Origin of the sequence: Flavobacterium zepuense, from assembly GCF_007097145.1 — a bacterium.
Lineage (GTDB): Bacteria > Bacteroidota > Bacteroidia > Flavobacteriales > Flavobacteriaceae > Flavobacterium > Flavobacterium zepuense.
Genome location: NZ_VJVZ01000015.1, coordinates 1 through 17,377, shown reverse-complemented (window position 1 = coordinate 17,377; position 17,377 = coordinate 1). Strand labels below are relative to the sequence as shown.

Below are 17,377 nucleotides of genomic sequence, written 5' to 3'. Positions count from 1 at the left end.
TGTATTGGTTTTTTCATAAACAAACTCAAGATCGGAAAGCTTATCCAAGTTCTTTTGGAGGATTTTATAGGTTTTGTCCTGATTGCCGCTAAGCCTCTCAATTGAGGCCTTTAGACTAATTCTGTTATTATTTATAGAAGAAAACCATCTCTCATAAGTATCATGAGTTATCTTATTTGTGATCCATTTCTCTTCGATTGAAAACAGCTTTGCTTCTTCAGCAGCAAATTCTTTCTTCTTTTCTTCTAATAATTTTTTATCATCCACCATCTTTTTCTCGAAAAGCTGGTCAGCCCCATTTCTTATTACTGCTATTGCCTTGGCAGGCATACTCATTAAACCGAACACCTGGCGTAACTGATCGTGCGCCTTAACCGCACTTAAATTAAGATGGGTTGTCTTATTACACTTGTAGTAATAATAGTATCTGCCAAGCTTCCCCCTTGAAGGTGCCCCAGTCAAAGGCTTCCCGCAAGAACACTTCAATACACCACGCAAAGGCATCTCATCACTCACTACCACTTTCTCCTTTTCAGGCTTTCTAAGTTTTCGCTGTGTCTGTTCCCAAGTTGCTAAATCAATAATAGGATCATGGCTTGCAGGGAACAAGCCTCCTGGATAATCCTTAAAAGGCTCTACATACTGCATACCGGCATACAATGGGTAACTTAAGATGCGTTGTACAGCAACGTTACCAGACCTCTTGAATCCTCTCTCTTTTGCCTGTTCAGCTATAAGGTATATAGGAACGTCTTTCAGGTAAGAATTAAAAATGAATTCCACGATAGATGCTTCGGTGTTATTTATCTCCAGACGCCTTTCCTTGCGTTCTCCGACCTTGTAATAGCCGAACGGCGGATTTTTGTATATATACCTACCCTCTTTCGCTTTAGCCGTGTAAATGCCGCCCCTTACCTTAATGCTCCTGTTTATATTATCTTCCTCAGCTAACAGAAGCTGAAGGCCAGCTCGGAAGAAACTGCCGGGGGTATCATAATCAAAGGTTATCCCTTCTGTTACGCTTACAATTTGTATACTATACGTCTGCTGTAATTTCTTCACATATCCCATCGCCTCGCTTGCGTTTCTGCTAAAGCGGTCTAATTGGTCTACTATAAGGTAATCCACTCTCTTATGATGCTTGGCTATAAAATCCTGAAGCTTTTTAAAATCAGGGCGATCAAATGTCTTAGCGCTATAACCCCTGTCAATAAATGTATCTACCAACTCAACCTCATTGTTTTTTATCCATTGCCCGGTATATAATTCTTGCCTTTCGATTGATCCGTTGCTCTGTTTTCTATCGCTAAATCGAAGGTATCTAATCGCCTTTTTCATAACTCTCTCGGATTGATATATTAACTACTATCTCTGCTATCAAATTTAGCAATTTCATCTCAGATAGCGAATAATTACAGTCATTATTTTCAGCGTTTACAGGCTGATTAACAGGATTTTCTACATCATTTTCCATTCTCCACCTCCTGTTCTTTTAAGCAACAAAAAGCCCTGTGCGGCTCTGTCGCAATTAAATTCTTTCGCTTGGTTTGATTATTATTTATTCGTGGAAATAAATACTACTCCCTTGGTTCCGGTTAAAGGAAGGAGTGTATTTTAAATATCCATAGTCGTTCAGATCACGAACGCATCTGTAAAATGTATTCGGCCATGTTATCTTAGCAATCTGCATTATATCCCGTCCGAATACCTGAATAGGATTGGCAAAGCCTTTATCGAGACGGTACTTGAGCAAGGCAGCGTAAACGCTGATGTGCGTTGTACCAATACGGCCATCTTTTTCGATAGCAGTAAAGAAATCTGATAAAGGCTTTGACCTGTCCATTAGAGTACCTATTCATTAAATTACCCGCAATCCTGTTCTTTTGGACTGGCTTTCATCCTGCCCCTCATTAATCTTCTGCGCCAGCTTTACCGCCTCTATTGTTTTACCGCCCATAGCAGTAGCAATAGATACTTTACGCGAATGCTCGTCGTAAATATTGACCGATTTAAACTGCGGGTTCGCTTCAATATAATACCGATGTTCTTTGCCATCTTTAATGAAACACACAGACTGGCGGCCGCCGCTCTTTAAAATATCCTTTAACTTCTCTTCCTGTATCGGGTCGCCCAGCTCCTTTAGCGGCAGTTGTTTTAACTCCCTTTCCAGGTCATAACCATAGTTAGAATGGAATTCTTTGATGCGGTAGTTTCCCTGCGCATCCTTATCATTCAGGTCGAGCTGCATCCACTTCCCGTCATTATTTATTGCTCGGCCGGACAAAAGATTATATGCTTCCGTGGTATCGGGAGAAAGGCCAGAACTAAGGGTAAAGTAGTGCTGCCTGCTTTCATCGGGTTTCGATTCGTTAAACAGCGACGTTTTAAAACCTTCAAAGCGATATTGGCCCGATTGGTTTTTGGCAAAGAAAAGCTGGTGTTCCAGCCTTTCCTTTTCATTGACATAGTAAGAAACCGGGATTGAGAACTGCTGCTGCCCTTTCTTTAATTGCTCATCTAGGGATGCAGTAAGACCGGTAAAACCGGCACGTTGCACCTGGTCGTGCAACGACTGGCCGTTCTCCTGCACCTGCCTTACTTGTTGAGTGATAAATACCTGCTCCCGTAAAGGTTCGACTATCACCCTGCGCAAAAGGCGCAAAAGAAAATTAGGATACAATTGCTTTTCCATCAGGCGGCGTTCCTGCTTTAAAACCTGTAATGCAAAACGTTCATCGGGATTTTGCGTTCCTTTATATGTTACCGCTATCCGCTGATAGTCGTGCAGCTTCTCTCTAAGCAGCGCTTTATTCGATGAAAGGTCAAATGAAAACAGCTTACCAAACCGCTCTTCCCTCAAGCGCCATCGGCTCATCTCCATTTCCACTCTGTTTGAAGGTTGGTTATCCATAACACGACATATTAAGTTTTACGTTTATAGCGCCTGGCGCAGGTAAATGATCACACTTTCTGACCCCTTGTTTTCTTTGCCTTCTCGGAGGTAGCGCCATCGCCCACGACTTCTACATCTTTAACCTCTGTTTTATTAGCCTTTTTATTGTCCTGGCTTTCGCCCTGTGATTGGTTTTGAGCCCTTGACTCGCGGCTGCCCAATCGCTGCATATCACTGTCATAGACATTGACAGTTTTGAATTGCGGGTTAGCTTCAACATAGTGCTTAGTTTCCTTCCCATCCACCTGAAAGGTTACCAGTTGCACGTTTCCTTTCTTTAAACTGTCCATAAGGCTGTCCTTAAAATCGTCGCGTTGCAACTCTTTAATGGGATGTTTGGAGAGTGCGGCTTCCATATCATACCCATAATTTTCACTGAATTTTTTTAAGCGGAAATTACCATTCTCGTCACTATGTTTGAAGTCGAGCTGAACCCAGGAATTATATTTTTCTTCCGCTTTATTTTGCAGCTCTTTGTGCACCGCCCTGCCTTCCATCAGGTTGTAGGCCTCCTTAAAAGTGATGTTACTGCCCCTGTTGATATAAAAGGTTTGTTCCAGCTTTTCTGCACTGCCTTCCTTTAGCAGGCTTGCATTGTAGGAATTAAAAAAATACATGTCGCTTTGCTTCGACTTGCTGAAATTAAGTGTAGCATCTACGGTATCATTACCGAATTTTGCACTGTGGTCGATCTTGAATTCCTTATCGCCCGTAGCGATCTTTTCCTTTAACACATCAGCGAATCCCTCGCCAAATCCTGTGTACTTTACCTGATCGGTCAGGTATTCCAAATTTTTCTGGTTCATATCCATGTTATTTTTATGTCTAATAGTTTCTGATTCAATTCGGTAGTAGTCATTTAAAAGTATTGAGAGGTCAACCATACCATCCTGCATATCCAGTAGATGACTGTCCTCCAATCCCTTTTCCATTGCCCTGTACAGCGACCAAATGGATTCATATTCAAAAAAGTCAACATCGGTGCGCATCTCATGGCAGTACTCCACCGCATCGTAGCTGTTATCAAATGCATTCAGTTCCCTCACATCCATCACCGGGAAAGCCGGATCGTATGCTATGTACGCGTAACCTTCTGTGTGTAGCTCGGCCAGTCCCTCCATGACCGTGTTGTAATCTTCAAGTGCTATTTTCATGGCGGTATATTTATGGTAATAGCCTTGCCTGAATAAGTTGGCGGTTTTTGACGTGCACTTCCAGTTGCCTGCCGCCATTCTTTTCGACGAGCTGTGCAGCCAGATACTTTTTATCCGGGATGGTGAATTTGGGCAGGGCAAAGACGATAGTTTGCTGCGATTGTGCCTTTATTGAAGCTGCATTGTTTTCAATATGCACCGGTGTCACTTCAATTTCCTGCGTTGCGGTACGTTTGGCCTTTTGCAGGTCGCGGATAAAAAAGCGTAACTGGTCAATATCGTAGCCAATGTTGGTATGGTTTTCGACAGTTACCCTGCAATAGATGATATCACCACCGATAAAAAAGCCATCCACACTAAATTCTATACCCGCCTTGTTATCACGTATAACTTTCCCTTTGTTTTTTGAATAGCGTGCGGCTTTAGCGTACTTCTGTATTTCTGCTACATTATAATGTTCAGGGGAAAGGGAGATCGTACCACCTGTAGAGCCATTTGGTAAGAAAAGATTAAGCTGCGCCGGTTGCCTGCTGTAATTCACTACAAATGAATTGAGCTTTCCATCGGCAGTTACTACCGTAAGGTTGGTTTCCGGGAAGCTGTCCCTGGCCGCCTTAACCTGCAAGATATTTTCTACACCTTTCGCTTTTTGCGCCAATACATCCCTGCTGCCACGGTCTACGCTGATAATGGGCTGTGGGAAAACGATATTGGTTGTCTTGGAATACGTGATCCCTAACTGATAGGGCATTATTATTTGTGGTTGTGCCTGCTGCGCATTGGCGCTAATGATGCCAACAAATAAGGATAGCGCCATTATTAAAATGCTGATTTTCGCTTTCATAAAAATGGATTTTTGAATGATTACTTAGTTAGTTCGACGGTTGCCTGCTTTTGCTTGCCATCACGTAGCAATACCTGGTAGCCTGCTTTCACGGTGACTTTGATAAGCTTTACCTTTTTGCTGAATAGCGTTTTGGCGGTTTCAACCCCCGCGCTTGCCGCCTGCGCCTGCCAGGTCGGGTCAAGGGACGTCAGGCCAATGCCCTGTACGCTGCGGTCGGCTGACTGTGCAGCCACGTCGCGCGTAATGGCACCGGGAATATGGATGCCGTCCATTCCATCCATATCAAAAACAGCGAGGTCTACGGGGAATATCGAGTTGCCGTAACGAAGGGTAGTAATCTCGATACTCAGCCTTTCACCGCTAAGGGAAGCGGTACCAAATATGAAGCTGTCTTTGGGGATCAGTACGCCACTTACATGGATATCACTTTGCAGGCGCAGTTTCACTATAGAGCCACTTACAATGGTTTGCGTCTCGTGGACTACAGCAGGAATCGCATTCTGCGCGGCTTCGGCCGCTGTGCTGTCATCAAGGGAATAGAAACCGTTCATGGATGCCTGTACCGCTACGGTGTTATCTAACAATGAAGCTTCTTCGTTGCCCTTACCTGCCGATACGGAAAGGGCCTGTGTCTTTTGAGATTGTGCGTTTTCCTTAAGCCGTTCCTTGACGCGCTCAGGATGCTGCACATCCAGTACCTTCTCCAGCATGGCGTTTAGCTGCTTCATTTCCGGATCTTCCGTATCGGGCTGGCTCATGGACTGCATCATTTTTTCAAGGCGGTCTACATCAGCTGTGCCTACCGAAGTGCCTGGCCTTGGCGCGGGTGAATAATTTGAACCTGATGTATTAGCACTTGAAGCCACAGGTTTATTTAGTTCCTTGTTTAGCAGTTCCAGTTTGCGGTAGATGTTCTCCGTATTGGGATCGTTGGGAGAACCGTTCCCTGAAAGTGAGGTATTAAGCCCTCCGGCACCGTATGGGTTTCCTACCGCCGCTGTACCTTCCATCTTTTTGAAGTTAGGGTCGCTTTTCTCCTGTGCTTTAAGTTTTGTGGAATCCTGTATTGCCATATCGTAATAGCTCATCTTATCCATCGCCTTATCATCCTTGAGGTTGGCATCAGGCAGGTTCAGGTTAAATCCTGCCTTTACAGTAGCCTTCGCATCCGCCGCTTCCATCTTTCCGCCACCAAGGGCCCAGAATATCAGGGTTAAAAATGGCAGCACAAGTACTGGCAGGGCCAGCATGAACTTGCGTTGGCGCTGCATTTTTGGTGTTATTTCTTTGTTTTCCATGATCGTTTATTTTTAAATTGTTGATAGTAGTTTTCCACCTGAACAAGGCTGTCCATAAGGCCGGGGCGTTTTTTAATGATGCTGTCGTAAATCCTTTTTCCCGACGGGTCAGCCTGTAAACTGTCCATGTATTTTCGGAACCCAACGATACGGGCATGTCCAGCATCCGATGGCGGAGCGCCTGTATTTTGTGGTTCGTCCATCTGGCCTGTATAGGCTGGCTTACGGATGTTGCTTACATTATTAGAGATGACCGCGCTTGTACCGGTAAAGCCGCTTATCACCAGGTAAGTGCTGTAGCCGCCCATCAAAAGCACGAAGCAGGCCAGCGAGATCACCCAATCCCTCTTTGACAAGTCACTCGTGCGCTGGGACATCCACCCGGCCCAGCCCGATTGTAGCTTGTTGTAGATGGCCGTAAGCTTTTCTGCAATGATGCCTTTAGAAGGTTCATCGGAGTTCCCTTTTTTACTTTTAAATAGTTTCATTATTGTGGTGTTAATGCCTTGCGGTGGTTTTAAGGTCACGGTTCTCGATAGTATTCCACCGCTCGATCAGAAAGCCATGCGGGTTATTATCGCTGCGCGATACATTACGCAGCGCACCTTCGGTGACAAGGCTGCGCTGTGTTGTGCTTGTTGGCCGCGTAATACTTTGGGTGGCGTAGCACCTGAACCTGTAGGGATATTCATTGATATCGACCGAAACGCTGTCCACCGTTATGGTCTGGTTTACATTCCCTGAGATCAGCCCGGCATAATAGCCGTTTTCCTTCAGGTCGTCATACGCCCGCTTGGCACTGGCGTCTGCCAGGTAAAGTGCTTTTACAATGCTTGATGCAATTGCCTTATCATCGGGATCGAGGGTAAAAAAGAGCTGGTGGAACGCCTTAACGTGGTCTTTTGCTTCAACGGGTATATTGTCTTTCCTGCCAGAGGCATACGCTTCAAGCGCTTTGCCGTTTGCCAGAATATATACTTTGGATTGCATCTCGGCTACCAGGCTGAAGCTTTTCCAAAGGGCAAAGCAGCAGATCACACAGCAGCTTACTACAACCACAATGCTGAAGGCTTTTAAGTGCCTTACGGCCGAGTCAATATTTTTCATTTTCGTAAACATGATTCCTCCTTTCTTTAAGAATTGCCTTTTAATTTGCTGCCCATGTGGCTATCGGAAGCATCCGTACTGTTACCTGATACTTTGTTGTAGATCGCCTTGGCACCATCCATTACTGCCCCGCCAGCAATTTGTGAGGCGGTGCTGGCGCTCTGCACGGTAGATTGCGAGGAAGAATTAAAAATCATCGTGGTCTTTTGCTGCAAGGCACCGCCACCGCCTGCGTGGACGATATAATTGGCAACGGACGGCACTGTGAAATACCCGATAATGCCGATGATCATAAAAATGAGGTAGGCCACATCGGTCCGGCTAAAGAACGTATCGCCTTCCTGCTGGATCTGTGAGAGGTCAAGCTCCAGCATTTTTTCCTGTACGCGGCCTATAATGGCACCGAAAATATTGGCAACAGGAAGCCACAGAAAAATATTGATATAGCGGGCAAGCCATGCCGTGAGCGTGTGCTGAAAGCCATCGAAGACCGCCAGGCCAAAGACAAGCGGGCCGAGTATTGCCATGACGATAAGCTGGAAAGTTCGCAGGGTGTCGATACAGAGTGCGGCTGCCTGAAAGAGTACCTGCAAGACCTCACTCATCCACTCCTTTACCGAATTGCGGAAGCTATACGACATTTTTGCCATGGCAAAGCGCACATCGTTTCCGATGCCCTCCAATATACCTTCCCCCCCAGGGTCGGCATCATCATGGGTGTATTTATACCAGCGGTCACGGTCGCCATCCCCGTCCGTGCCTACATACATTTTCCAAGTATCGGTCTGCTGGATGGCCTGCTCTTTCTCAGCCAGCAAACGGGCAATGGCCTCGTTGGAACCCTCTACCATCGCTGCCGTCGCGGTAACGGTTGGTTTCATCACCCCGTTTATAAGCCCAAGTACGGATGGGAACATCAAAACACAGAATCCAAGCACAAAAGGACGGAAGAGCGGATAGAAATCAATGGGTTCGGCGCTGGCCAGATGCCTCCATACCCTTGAGGCGATGTACCACATGGCGGCAAAACCAGCAAGCCCCTGCCCGGTAGAGATGAGCTGGCTGCAAAGAGGGATCATCTCATCATAGAGCTGTTCCAGTACCCCGTGCATGCCACCAATCTCCTCTGCCATTGTCTGCGCATGCCCCAAAAAAGGCGATAGCAAGGCTATTGCTGCCGCTAAGGCAGCTTTTTTAAAGTGTCTCATAATGCTAATGTTTATTCGTTTATGCCATGTAGTTTTTTAACCGTCAGTGCATCGTTGTGCTCTTTTGCCCGGCCCAGGGCAAGCACCGAAGTGTTATTATTGAAGCTGCGCAGGAACAGTAACTTGTCCTGCATCTCAAAATGGATGCGGTCGATTGCTGCAAGGCGCTCATCGTCGCTCATCCTTGCCTGCCCGGCAGTGACAACCAGCAGCAATTCGTCCAGGTTACGAAGGCTCTCCTTAAAAAGGTTATCGTAGACACCGGCGATGTAACCAATTTCCTGACTGTTAAAAGTATCACCCTGTCTGAAGCGGTCATAAGCCGAGCGGTATTCCCTGACGAGTGTAACCTGGTAGTCGATGATCTCTGCTACCTTGCGGTAATTCCTCACTGTTGGGCTTACCTGCATCAGCCCATCGAGAAAAGTTTTATGCAGGCTGAAATTCCCCTGTGATATGTCTTTAATGGTATTGTAACCGCCGCTTAGTATCTGGTAGCCTTTTTTCATATCGGAAAGGATGGCCTTGAATTGCGTTAGCTTTTCGATATTGAGCAGCAGTTGCTGTACCTCTTGTGATTGGGCAGATGCCCTTTGTACCGGCGCTATTCCAAATAGCGCAAACAATACGATCAATAGTGTCTTTTTCATGGCTGTGGGTTTTGAATACCTTGGATTGCGCGGCCGGTTAAAGCATCGTTCTTTTCCCTCATCCGTGCTACTGCCATTGCTTTTGCCTCATTGCTAAAACCCTTGCAGAATCGGTAGTTATTCTGCATGGCCAGGTAGAGGGCATCAATACGAGCCATGCGCTCATCGTCCTTCATCTCCAATTGATTGTCGGTTGTGACTGCGATAAGCTCATCAAGAACGGCTTCGCTGTTATCCAGCATCCTGCCAAAGGCGCGGTTAATATAATCCAGTTCATCGCCATGAAAGGTATCGCTCGCCGATAGCGAGCTGCGTGTCCTGTTGTAGTCCTGAACGATCTTTACCTGTAGGGCGATGATATCAGCAACTTTTCCATAGTTTCTTACCTCGGGGTTGACAATTTTAAGTGAATTGATAAACACCCCGTGCAGGTTAAATTCACCGCCCGTGAAATCGCCAATGGTAGTAAGGCCTTCTTTGGCGATATTATAGCCCTTTTGGGCATACTGCGCATACACTTTCAGGGCAGCGATCTGTTGTAGCAGGTATTTCTTTTGGGTACTGTTCTGGCTGAACCATTCGCTCCAGCTTTGGCCGTGGGCAACACCAAGAGTCATCACGGCAATACATGTAAACAAAAATGCTTTCATAACTTATGCTTTTTATTGTTTCGTTTCCTTAGTTCGTTACCGCCTCCGGTTAAATTTTTGAGCGTATCGCTCAAATGCTGCTTATCGGGTATATCTTCGGCCGCAGGTTCCTTCAGCAGTTGTCGTGATATTTCACCATTATAGGTACCCTTGTTATAACTCAGATCTAAAAGCCTGATGCTGAATTGTTCGTCCTTATAGCTGCACGAAACATAACTGGATACGTAAGGGTTGCCTTGTTGCTCCCATACCGGATAGGAAGACAAACTGAACATATTGGGGCTGGCCTGACCGGCAAATTCCTTTTGAACCCGCTCTAAACCGGCCTTAAGGGTATCGGTGAACTCAAATGAGGTAGAATAGAACTGCGTGAGCCCGTGGTATCCTTTATCTTCAAATAGTGTAGAAAGATCATGAGCAGTAAATGCTGACATAACTATTTGCTTTAGGGTAAACCGTAAATCTTCTTTATTACCTGGGCCTCATTGGCATCTTTCGAGCGCTGGAGGCTCAGCACCGCGTTCTGGCTGTTGAACCGGGTAAGGTCGCTGTAGTTCTCATCCACACGGTCAGCGGCATCGTTAATTATCTCTAAGCGCTTGGCATCGCTCATCGTAGTGGCGAACGATTCCACTACCAGGGTTATCTGATCGATATTTTTCATGCTTTCTTCCAGTATACCTGTATAAACCTTAGCCATATAATCCAGTTCTTCACTTGTAAAATGGCTGTCCTGCCTCAGGATGTTCCACGCCCTGTTATATTCATTGACCAGCCGTATTTGCTTTTGGGTAATATCACCGATGCGCTGGTAGTAGCTGATAATGGCTTTTACCTTGGACAGTTCCTCGTAGTATTTCGCGTATTGCTCTTTCTGCTTCTCGGTCCAGTCGGCGATCTCATCCAGTTTAAGTTTTGAGAGCGCATTCTCTAAGGTCTTCTGCGCATTTTGTAGCCAGATTGTCTTGTTCTGCATCCGCTGTATTTTAAGGTCCATTGCCTTAACAACCCTTTTTACCGCACCGGTAATAAAATCCAACCCCGGTATTTGCGCATTTGCCTCTTGTGCGGGCACTGCAAGACACAGCACCAGCGCCAATCCTAAAATCCTGATATACTTTTTCATGCTAATTATTTTTAAGTGATATGATGTGCTTGTCAACCCTTTCGATTATGACAGGGATGTACTTCCTGTCCTTCTCTATAAGAATGAATTTCCTTCTTGCATTAAGGCATGCAATCGCAGTGGTGCCGCTACCCGCACAATTGTCCAGTACAACGCCACCTTCCTTTGAATATGTTTTTACCAGGTACTCAAAAAGAGGCACGGGCTTTTGAGTGGGATGAAGCCCTTTTTCATTGTCAAAGTGAAACACTGTCTTTGGGTAGTTTTTAAATTCAGTTAAGTACGCTGATTTGTGTGAAGGCCTTGGGCCGATAATCGTTCCGGGACGTCTGCCCTTTGACCGGGAAATTTTATTTACCCTTACCAGCCCCTGTGGATTATAAACCATGCGCTTGTCGCCCAAAAGATTTTGGTGACCCATGCTACCCTTTGAGAATACAATGATCGTTTCATGGTTTTTTAAAGGCCGGTTCTTTGCATGCTGAAACCCGGTGCAATTACTTTTGACCCAAATCCATTCATATTTAAAATCCTTACGGTTGCTATTTATAAGTTCTGTTGTAAAGGGCTGACTGGTCGTAAACACAATAATCCCATTATCCTTTATGATTCGGTTATATTGCTGCCATAATAATTCCAGGTCAAGCTTTTTATCCCAGTTACATTCGGTAGTACCGTAAGGCAAGTCACACAGCACCATATCAACACTTCTGTCTTCCAATTTTGGCAATAGCAATAAGCAATCTCCCTGTAGTAAAAGGTTCTCCTCCCAATTCATTCTCTTCATGATTTACCTATTATTAATTATTCCTTATATCGTCCGCCATCGCCGCAATCCCTTTGCGTATATCGCCCCCAAACTTGGCCGCATATTCCATCAGCTTCACTTTTTCGGTCTGCTCGGTGGTGTAAGCCAGGTACTCTTCGAGGCTGACTTCGGTGCGGTAAACCCGTGAGAGCATCCCGCCAAGGCTAATGAATACTTCCTTGTATTTTTTGGTGGGGTCATTGGCCTTGTTAACCGAAAGCACCAGTGCTTTTTCTTTATCGGTCAGGCCGAGTAGCTCCTGTATCTGGTCGAACTTGTTTTGGTACTTCGATTGGCCCAGCAGTATCTTACAATCGCTGTTATTGATAATGGCCTGCTTAACTACCGGTGAGGAAATAATGTCCTCCACTTCCTGGGTTACCACGATGGCTTCCCCAAAGAATTTCCTGACGGTCTTAAACAAATATTTTATGTACTCCGCGAAGCCCTCCTTCATTAGTGCTTTCCAGGCTTCTTCTATTAGTATCATTTTGCGGATGCCTTTAAGCTTGCGCATCTTGTTAATGAAGACTTCCATGATAATGATGGTCACTACCGGGAAAAGGATCGGGTGCTCCTTTATCTCATCCAGCTCAAAAACAATAAAGCGTTCCTGCAAAAGGTTCAGGTTCTCGGTAGCATTGAGCAGGTAATCAAATTCACCACCCTTGTAATACGGCCTGAGCACATACAGGAAATTATCAATATCAAAATCCTTTTCCTTTACACGGTCACCGCTCAGGACTTTGGTGTACTCATCCCGTAGGAACTCATAAAAACTGTCGAAGCCTGCAAATACACTGGCATTTTTACCCAGGTGATCATAATAGCCGCTGATGGCATTGGACAGCGCGACGTATTCACTACGCTTAAAATTCTCATCATCTTTTTTCCATAAGGCCAAGAGCAGGGTTTTAATGCTTTCTTTCTTTTCAGTATCCAGGCTGTCGCCTGCGCCGATAAAAAAAGGGTTGAACCGGATGGGGTTCTTTTCGCTGTAGGTAAAATAATAGCCACCCACCATATCGCACAGCCCTTTATAGCTATGCCCTACATCTACCAGCACTACGTGCGTCCCTTGCTCGTAATAGCTGCGTACCATATGGTTGGTAAAAAAGGATTTGCCGCTGCCCGAAGGCCCTAAAATGAATTTGTTCCTGTTGGTGCAGATACCCATTGTCATCGGCTCATCGCTGATATCCACATGGACGGGCTTACCGGTCAGGCGGTCACCCATACGGATACCTATAGGGCTGAGCGAGGTACGGTAGCCTGTTTCTAAATTTAAAAAGCAGGTTGCTTGCTCAGCGAAGGTATCAAAGGTGTCGTTCATGGGGAAGTCCGCAGCATTACCGGGAATGCCTGCCCAAAAGATCTGCGCAGCACCCACCGTTTCCTGTTTCGCCACGGCATCCATTTGTGCCAGTGCCGAAGACACCTTATTTTTCAGGTCTTTCAGTTCATCCTTATTATCGGTCCAAACCAATACATTAAAATGCGCCTTGACCGGAAGGCGTTGCTGCCCGATGGCCTCATTCAAAAAATCATTGGTCGCATCACGGGCGATCATATTCTCCCGGCTATAGGCCGAGAGCGATTGCAAACGCAGGCGTTTGCTTTCCAGTTTTTGGATGGTCTTCTGCGCATCCTCTATAAAGATGTACTGGTTATAAATATGGTTACAGGATAGCAGCTGCCCCAGCGTACTGGCAAAACCTACGCTGAACTTTGTTTTATCAGTGGAATACTTATCGTAATTGATACGGCTGCCACATAAGGAGGGCAAATCCTGCGCATCGGCTAATGTGTATAGCTGGCAATGCTTGTCGCCAACCTGCAAACCCTCATCAAAACTAATATCGCCAATCAGGAACCTATCGTTCTTTTGCGAGAGGTAGCAATACTGCTCAATGAACCCAAGCTTGCGGCTGTGGCTCCTTAGCTCATTTTCTGTTAATCGCGTCAGTTTAACAAAGCCGCTGTCTTCCATGATGCGCTTAAACTGTCCGGTGCTACCCAAAAAGTCCTGTAAGGGTTGTGGCTTCAGGGTTTCTTCCGGCACTATGCTTCTTTTTAAAAGGCTTGAAAACAGCGATGTTGCAGTTTTCCTGTTCTCCGGTTTTTTGGTCAGCATGATATAACAGCTGTGCGCCAGGTAAGGGCGCTCGTTAAAAAAACGCTCGCTGCTGCGGCTCAAAAAGCTGGTATCGTCCTTTGTGAAATCGGGGCGGTAACTGCTGTCCAAAAACCAATCCTGCTTATGCAGTACGCTGTATTTTGGCAGCACTTTAATGGCCTTAACCCATGCCTGGTGGAAGGCTTCGTACTCCTGGTCGGAGAGCGTAAATATCTCGGGCAGCTCTGCCTTAAAGACGACGGTCACATCGCCCATTTTGCTTAGGATGCAGTCGTGCTGCACATCCATGATCGGTAATAATTCATCCAGCACTTTTTCCATCTCACTATTATTTACCTTATTATTATTTCTGTTCTTTACGCATTATGAAAATGCTCCTGCTGCGCGAGCGGAGCACCTTGGGTACTTGTTTTCGGGCAAGCGCTTTCATTAGGCCATGTTCACCGTACTTATTGCTCATGCCGTACACCTTCATAACCAGCCCGGTTCCGGCTAAAAGGATGATCCCGATGCAGACAAAGGATTGTAGCCCGATTAGGTACATTGCCGCAAAGACGATCATAAGAGCCACTACGCCACCGCCCAAATACCAGATGTATTGCGCCTTAAGCCCCTTAAATTCTATAGAGGCATTTATCCCTTTGTTTATCTGATAGACACTGTTTGCCATAACCTTTATGCTTAAAATTTCATCCTTGTATTTCTTCTCATCTGACCATACATCTTTTCCTGATGCTTTTCTGAAACCTCCTCTGCCGTCGGGCCACGGGCTGCCGCCTGCGTGGTAGCATTCGCGATTTGAACTATGGCCGCGTCATTTTCAATTACCGCCCCGCCCAAATGCTCCTGCGCCTGCTTGAGCTGGTTTTCCTGTATCTTTATACTGATCTGCCGTTCCAGCCCCGCCAGTTCACTTTTCATCTGCTCCAGTTCTTTTTCCTGTGCAAAGGGCTTTTGCAGCAGCTTTTCCACCTTGGGTATTTCCCTGTCGAGCTCATTTAGTTTTGATTGATACTTATCTTTAAGGCTTTCCACACGGTCAATAGCATTTAAAAAATGCCTCGCTGCCAGTTTGGGATTATCAATGTTAGGCAGGCCATCATTGAAGGTATAGCGGATACCATCTGCCTCCCTTTGGGCAAAAAAGCTGTTGGAAAAGCGGTACTCATAGCTGCCATTTACTTCATAGGTTTCCCGGTTCCTTTTGATGTACAGTCCAAACCCGTACAGGCTACCGATCTTCTGTTCCTGCTGACCGGCAGGTGGTAGCCAATCCCTGTAAAGGCCGATGATGTGGTTGCCGATTACCTCGGCATCTACTGTCTTTAGCCCGCTGAGCTGGATAGGATTAGCTTTAGCGCCATCATCGGTGAACAGGAGCTTGTTTTTGTACACTTCGGCATCGCTTAATAACTTATTCAATGTGACACTTGTGCTCTGCCGCTCATTCTGCATGTTCTCCAGCCCATAACGGTTACGGCTTACCTCGCGGAAGTGTATCGTTTTCAGGCTTTCCATAACAGCCACCTTCTTTTCCAGCTTGCTTTTTTCCAGTAACGAAGTGTCCCCGGAGAGGATGGCAATGTATTCGGAGAAGTTCATACCGCTCTTCTCATCAATGGAACCCTCGTCTATGGTGCGCACATTCAGTTCACAATTCTTCATCTGGGCGATGAAGGTTTCCTTGTTTTTGAGCAGGTTGAACTTGTAATTGTCAAGTGACTGTTCGGTGGCATAAATGAAGTTCTGTACCTTGTTATCATAGTGTTCCTTCGCTACTTTATTGCCCTGCCTGCCGCCGCGCCCGTTGCGCTGGCCAAGGTCAGAAGGCCGCCACGGGATGTCCAGGTGGTGCATCGCAACCACGCGCTGCTGCACATTAAGGCCGGTTCCCGCTTTTTCAGTACTGCCCAAAAGGATACGTATCTCACCACGGTTCATCTTTCTAAAGAGCTCCGGCTTACGCCTGTCGGTCCAGTCATGGATGTAGGTAATCTGATTTGCCGGAATATTAAAATCCCGTATCAGCTTTTCCTTCAGGGCATCATACATATTAAAGCCCGCAGGCTTTGGCGTACCGATATCCGAAAAGACGATCTGCGTTCCCTTATGCTTTGTGCTTTCCTCAAAAATCCGGGCAATGTTCCTGGCCGCTGTGTTGACCTTATTATCGGGATGGTCGCCGTACCTGCGCTCATCAATAAGCCTAAGGTCAGCCGCCATTTTCTTAGCATAATTAGTAGCTATCAGCATTCGCCCTAAGTCTTCTTTTGGTGTCAGCTTCGCGCGGCCAATTAATTCTGCATTACCCGTTTTGGCAAAAGCCATCAGGTTTTTGATAAACTCCTGCTGCTGCTCACTCGGTTTTATATTTACCAGTGTTTCCTGTAAATCAGGTTTGTCAAGGTTAATATGTTTGGCGGTCTTATAGTCCGTGATCTCATTATAGAACATGGCCAGCTCAGGCACTTTGATAAAGTGACGAAAACGCTCTTTGGCTACAATTTCATTGGTTACGCTGAACTCAAAATCCGTTGTTTTTTTAGCAAACACTGCTGCCCAGGCATCAAAGTTTTCAATAAGCTGCCGCTGCATTTCCTTAGGCCGCAGGAATTTAAAGATCAGGTACATTTCCGTCAGGCTGTTGGAGATCGGCGTTCCCGATAAAAACGTAGCACACAGGTCGGCATCGAATTTCTCCTGCAAAGTCCGAACGGCAAAGAGCATGTTGAGCGCCTTTTGGCTGCCTTCCATATTGCCCAATCCCGCTACACGGTTATGCCTTGTGGTAAAGGTCAGGTTCTTAAACTTATGGCTCTCATCCACGAACAGGTGATCGATACCCATATCTTTAAAATTGATACCCTGGTCTTTCTTTTCTTCAACGTCCTTTACCAATTCCTTTAACTTGCCTTCCAGATTGTTCTTTCGTATTTCAAGCCCTTTGAGCATCTTTTTGGAAATGTCGCCGCCAAGGTCTCTTAAAGTATCAAGGTCACGTTGGATATTTTCCAACTCCACCTGTAAGATCGCTTTTTGTATTTCCGGTGACTGCGGTATCTTCCCGAACTGGTCATGGGTCAGGATGATACAATCCCAGTTGTTGTTCTTTATTTCGTGCAATAGCCTCACGCGCTCTGAAGGTGTAAAATCATTTTGGCCCGGAGCCAGTATCTTAGCCGCCGGATATGCCTTGCGGTAGGTTTCGGCGATTTGGTCTACGTTCGCCTTTAAGGCAATGATCATGGGTTTATGAATGGTCTTCAGCCGTTTCATCTCCTGGGCGGCAACGATCATAGTTAGTGTTTTCCCAAGGCCGACCTCATGGTCAACCAGCGCCCCACGGTTCTGGATAATACGCCACGCCGCATTCTTTTGGGAGCTATAGAGGTCATCAATACCAAGTGCCTTTTTATCAAGCCCCGGAAAATTCAGGTGA

16 protein-coding genes and 1 pseudogene are annotated in these 17,377 nt (G+C 46.0%); all 17 read right to left on the bottom strand.

All coding sequences use genetic code 11. The features are described 5' to 3' along the window. Positions 1-549: 549 nt before the first annotated feature. Positions 550-1,338: pseudogene (locus tag FMM05_RS21310) on the bottom strand (recombinase family protein); the annotation flags it as partial. Between the two features lie 220 nt (positions 1,339-1,558). Continuing rightward, positions 1,559-1,843 carry a hypothetical protein gene (locus FMM05_RS18880; protein ID WP_143374988.1) on the bottom strand — a complete coding sequence of 95 codons (285 nt, stop codon included), beginning with the start codon at positions 1,841-1,843 and terminating at the stop codon, positions 1,559-1,561. 15 nt (positions 1,844-1,858) lie between these two features. After that, the gene (locus tag FMM05_RS18875; RefSeq protein ID WP_143374987.1) at positions 1,859-2,911 is read right to left on the bottom strand and encodes a hypothetical protein; all 1,053 of its coding nucleotides are present in this window, start codon (positions 2,909-2,911) and stop codon (positions 1,859-1,861) included. 50 nt (positions 2,912-2,961) lie between these two features. Further along, positions 2,962-4,107 (bottom strand): hypothetical protein, encoded by a 1,146-nt coding sequence (locus FMM05_RS18870; protein ID WP_143374986.1) that lies wholly within the window; start codon positions 4,105-4,107, stop codon positions 2,962-2,964. Positions 4,108-4,117: 10 nt separating this feature from the next. Next, positions 4,118-4,951 (bottom strand): conjugative transposon protein TraN, encoded by an 834-nt coding sequence (gene traN, locus FMM05_RS18865; RefSeq protein WP_143374985.1) that lies wholly within the window; start codon positions 4,949-4,951, stop codon positions 4,118-4,120. 20 nt (positions 4,952-4,971) lie between these two features. Next, positions 4,972-6,252 (bottom strand): conjugative transposon protein TraM, encoded by a 1,281-nt coding sequence (gene traM / locus FMM05_RS18860; RefSeq protein WP_143374984.1) that lies wholly within the window; start codon positions 6,250-6,252, stop codon positions 4,972-4,974. After that, positions 6,234-6,740 carry a hypothetical protein gene (locus FMM05_RS18855; RefSeq protein ID WP_143374983.1) on the bottom strand — a complete coding sequence of 169 codons (507 nt, stop codon included), beginning with the start codon at positions 6,738-6,740 and terminating at the stop codon, positions 6,234-6,236. Before FMM05_RS18855 ends, traM begins: the two co-directional genes overlap by 19 nt. A 10-nt stretch (positions 6,741-6,750) precedes the next feature. After that, positions 6,751-7,359, bottom strand: a complete 609-nt coding sequence (gene traK, locus FMM05_RS18850) for a conjugative transposon protein TraK (RefSeq protein WP_235894433.1) — start codon at positions 7,357-7,359, stop codon at positions 6,751-6,753. Positions 7,360-7,385: 26 nt separating this feature from the next. Beyond that, positions 7,386-8,567: a conjugative transposon protein TraJ gene (gene traJ, locus FMM05_RS18845; protein WP_143374981.1), complete on the bottom strand. Its 1,182-nt coding sequence runs from the start codon at positions 8,565-8,567 to the stop codon at positions 7,386-7,388. An 11-nt stretch (positions 8,568-8,578) separates the two neighbouring features. Next, entirely contained in the window at positions 8,579-9,217 is a 639-nt protein-coding gene (locus FMM05_RS18840) for a TerB family tellurite resistance protein (RefSeq protein ID WP_143374980.1), read from the bottom strand. After that, entirely contained in the window at positions 9,214-9,867 is a 654-nt protein-coding gene (locus tag FMM05_RS18835; RefSeq protein WP_235894432.1) for a hypothetical protein, read from the bottom strand. The genes FMM05_RS18840 and FMM05_RS18835 overlap by 4 nt, the downstream gene beginning before the upstream one ends. Further along, entirely contained in the window at positions 9,864-10,301 is a 438-nt protein-coding gene (locus FMM05_RS18830; protein WP_143374979.1) for a hypothetical protein, read from the bottom strand. The genes FMM05_RS18835 and FMM05_RS18830 overlap by 4 nt, the downstream gene beginning before the upstream one ends. Positions 10,302-10,312: 11 nt before the next feature. Next, positions 10,313-10,993 (bottom strand): conjugal transfer protein TraI, encoded by a 681-nt coding sequence (locus FMM05_RS18825; protein ID WP_143374978.1) that lies wholly within the window; start codon positions 10,991-10,993, stop codon positions 10,313-10,315. A gap of 1 nt (position 10,994) precedes the next feature. Further along, positions 10,995-11,780: a DNA-methyltransferase gene (locus FMM05_RS18820; RefSeq protein ID WP_221932288.1), complete on the bottom strand. Its 786-nt coding sequence runs from the start codon at positions 11,778-11,780 to the stop codon at positions 10,995-10,997. A gap of 13 nt (positions 11,781-11,793) precedes the next feature. After that, complete coding sequence (locus tag FMM05_RS18815) at positions 11,794-14,259, bottom strand: TraG family conjugative transposon ATPase (protein WP_143374977.1); 2,466 nt, start codon at positions 14,257-14,259, stop codon at positions 11,794-11,796. A 22-nt stretch (positions 14,260-14,281) separates the two neighbouring features. Further along, positions 14,282-14,608 carry a DUF4133 domain-containing protein gene (locus FMM05_RS18810; protein WP_143374976.1) on the bottom strand — a complete coding sequence of 109 codons (327 nt, stop codon included), beginning with the start codon at positions 14,606-14,608 and terminating at the stop codon, positions 14,282-14,284. A gap of 11 nt (positions 14,609-14,619) precedes the next feature. Continuing rightward, positions 14,620-17,377 (bottom strand): helicase-related protein (locus tag FMM05_RS18805; RefSeq protein WP_185965630.1); only part of this gene is annotated, 2,758 nt, incomplete at its 5' end.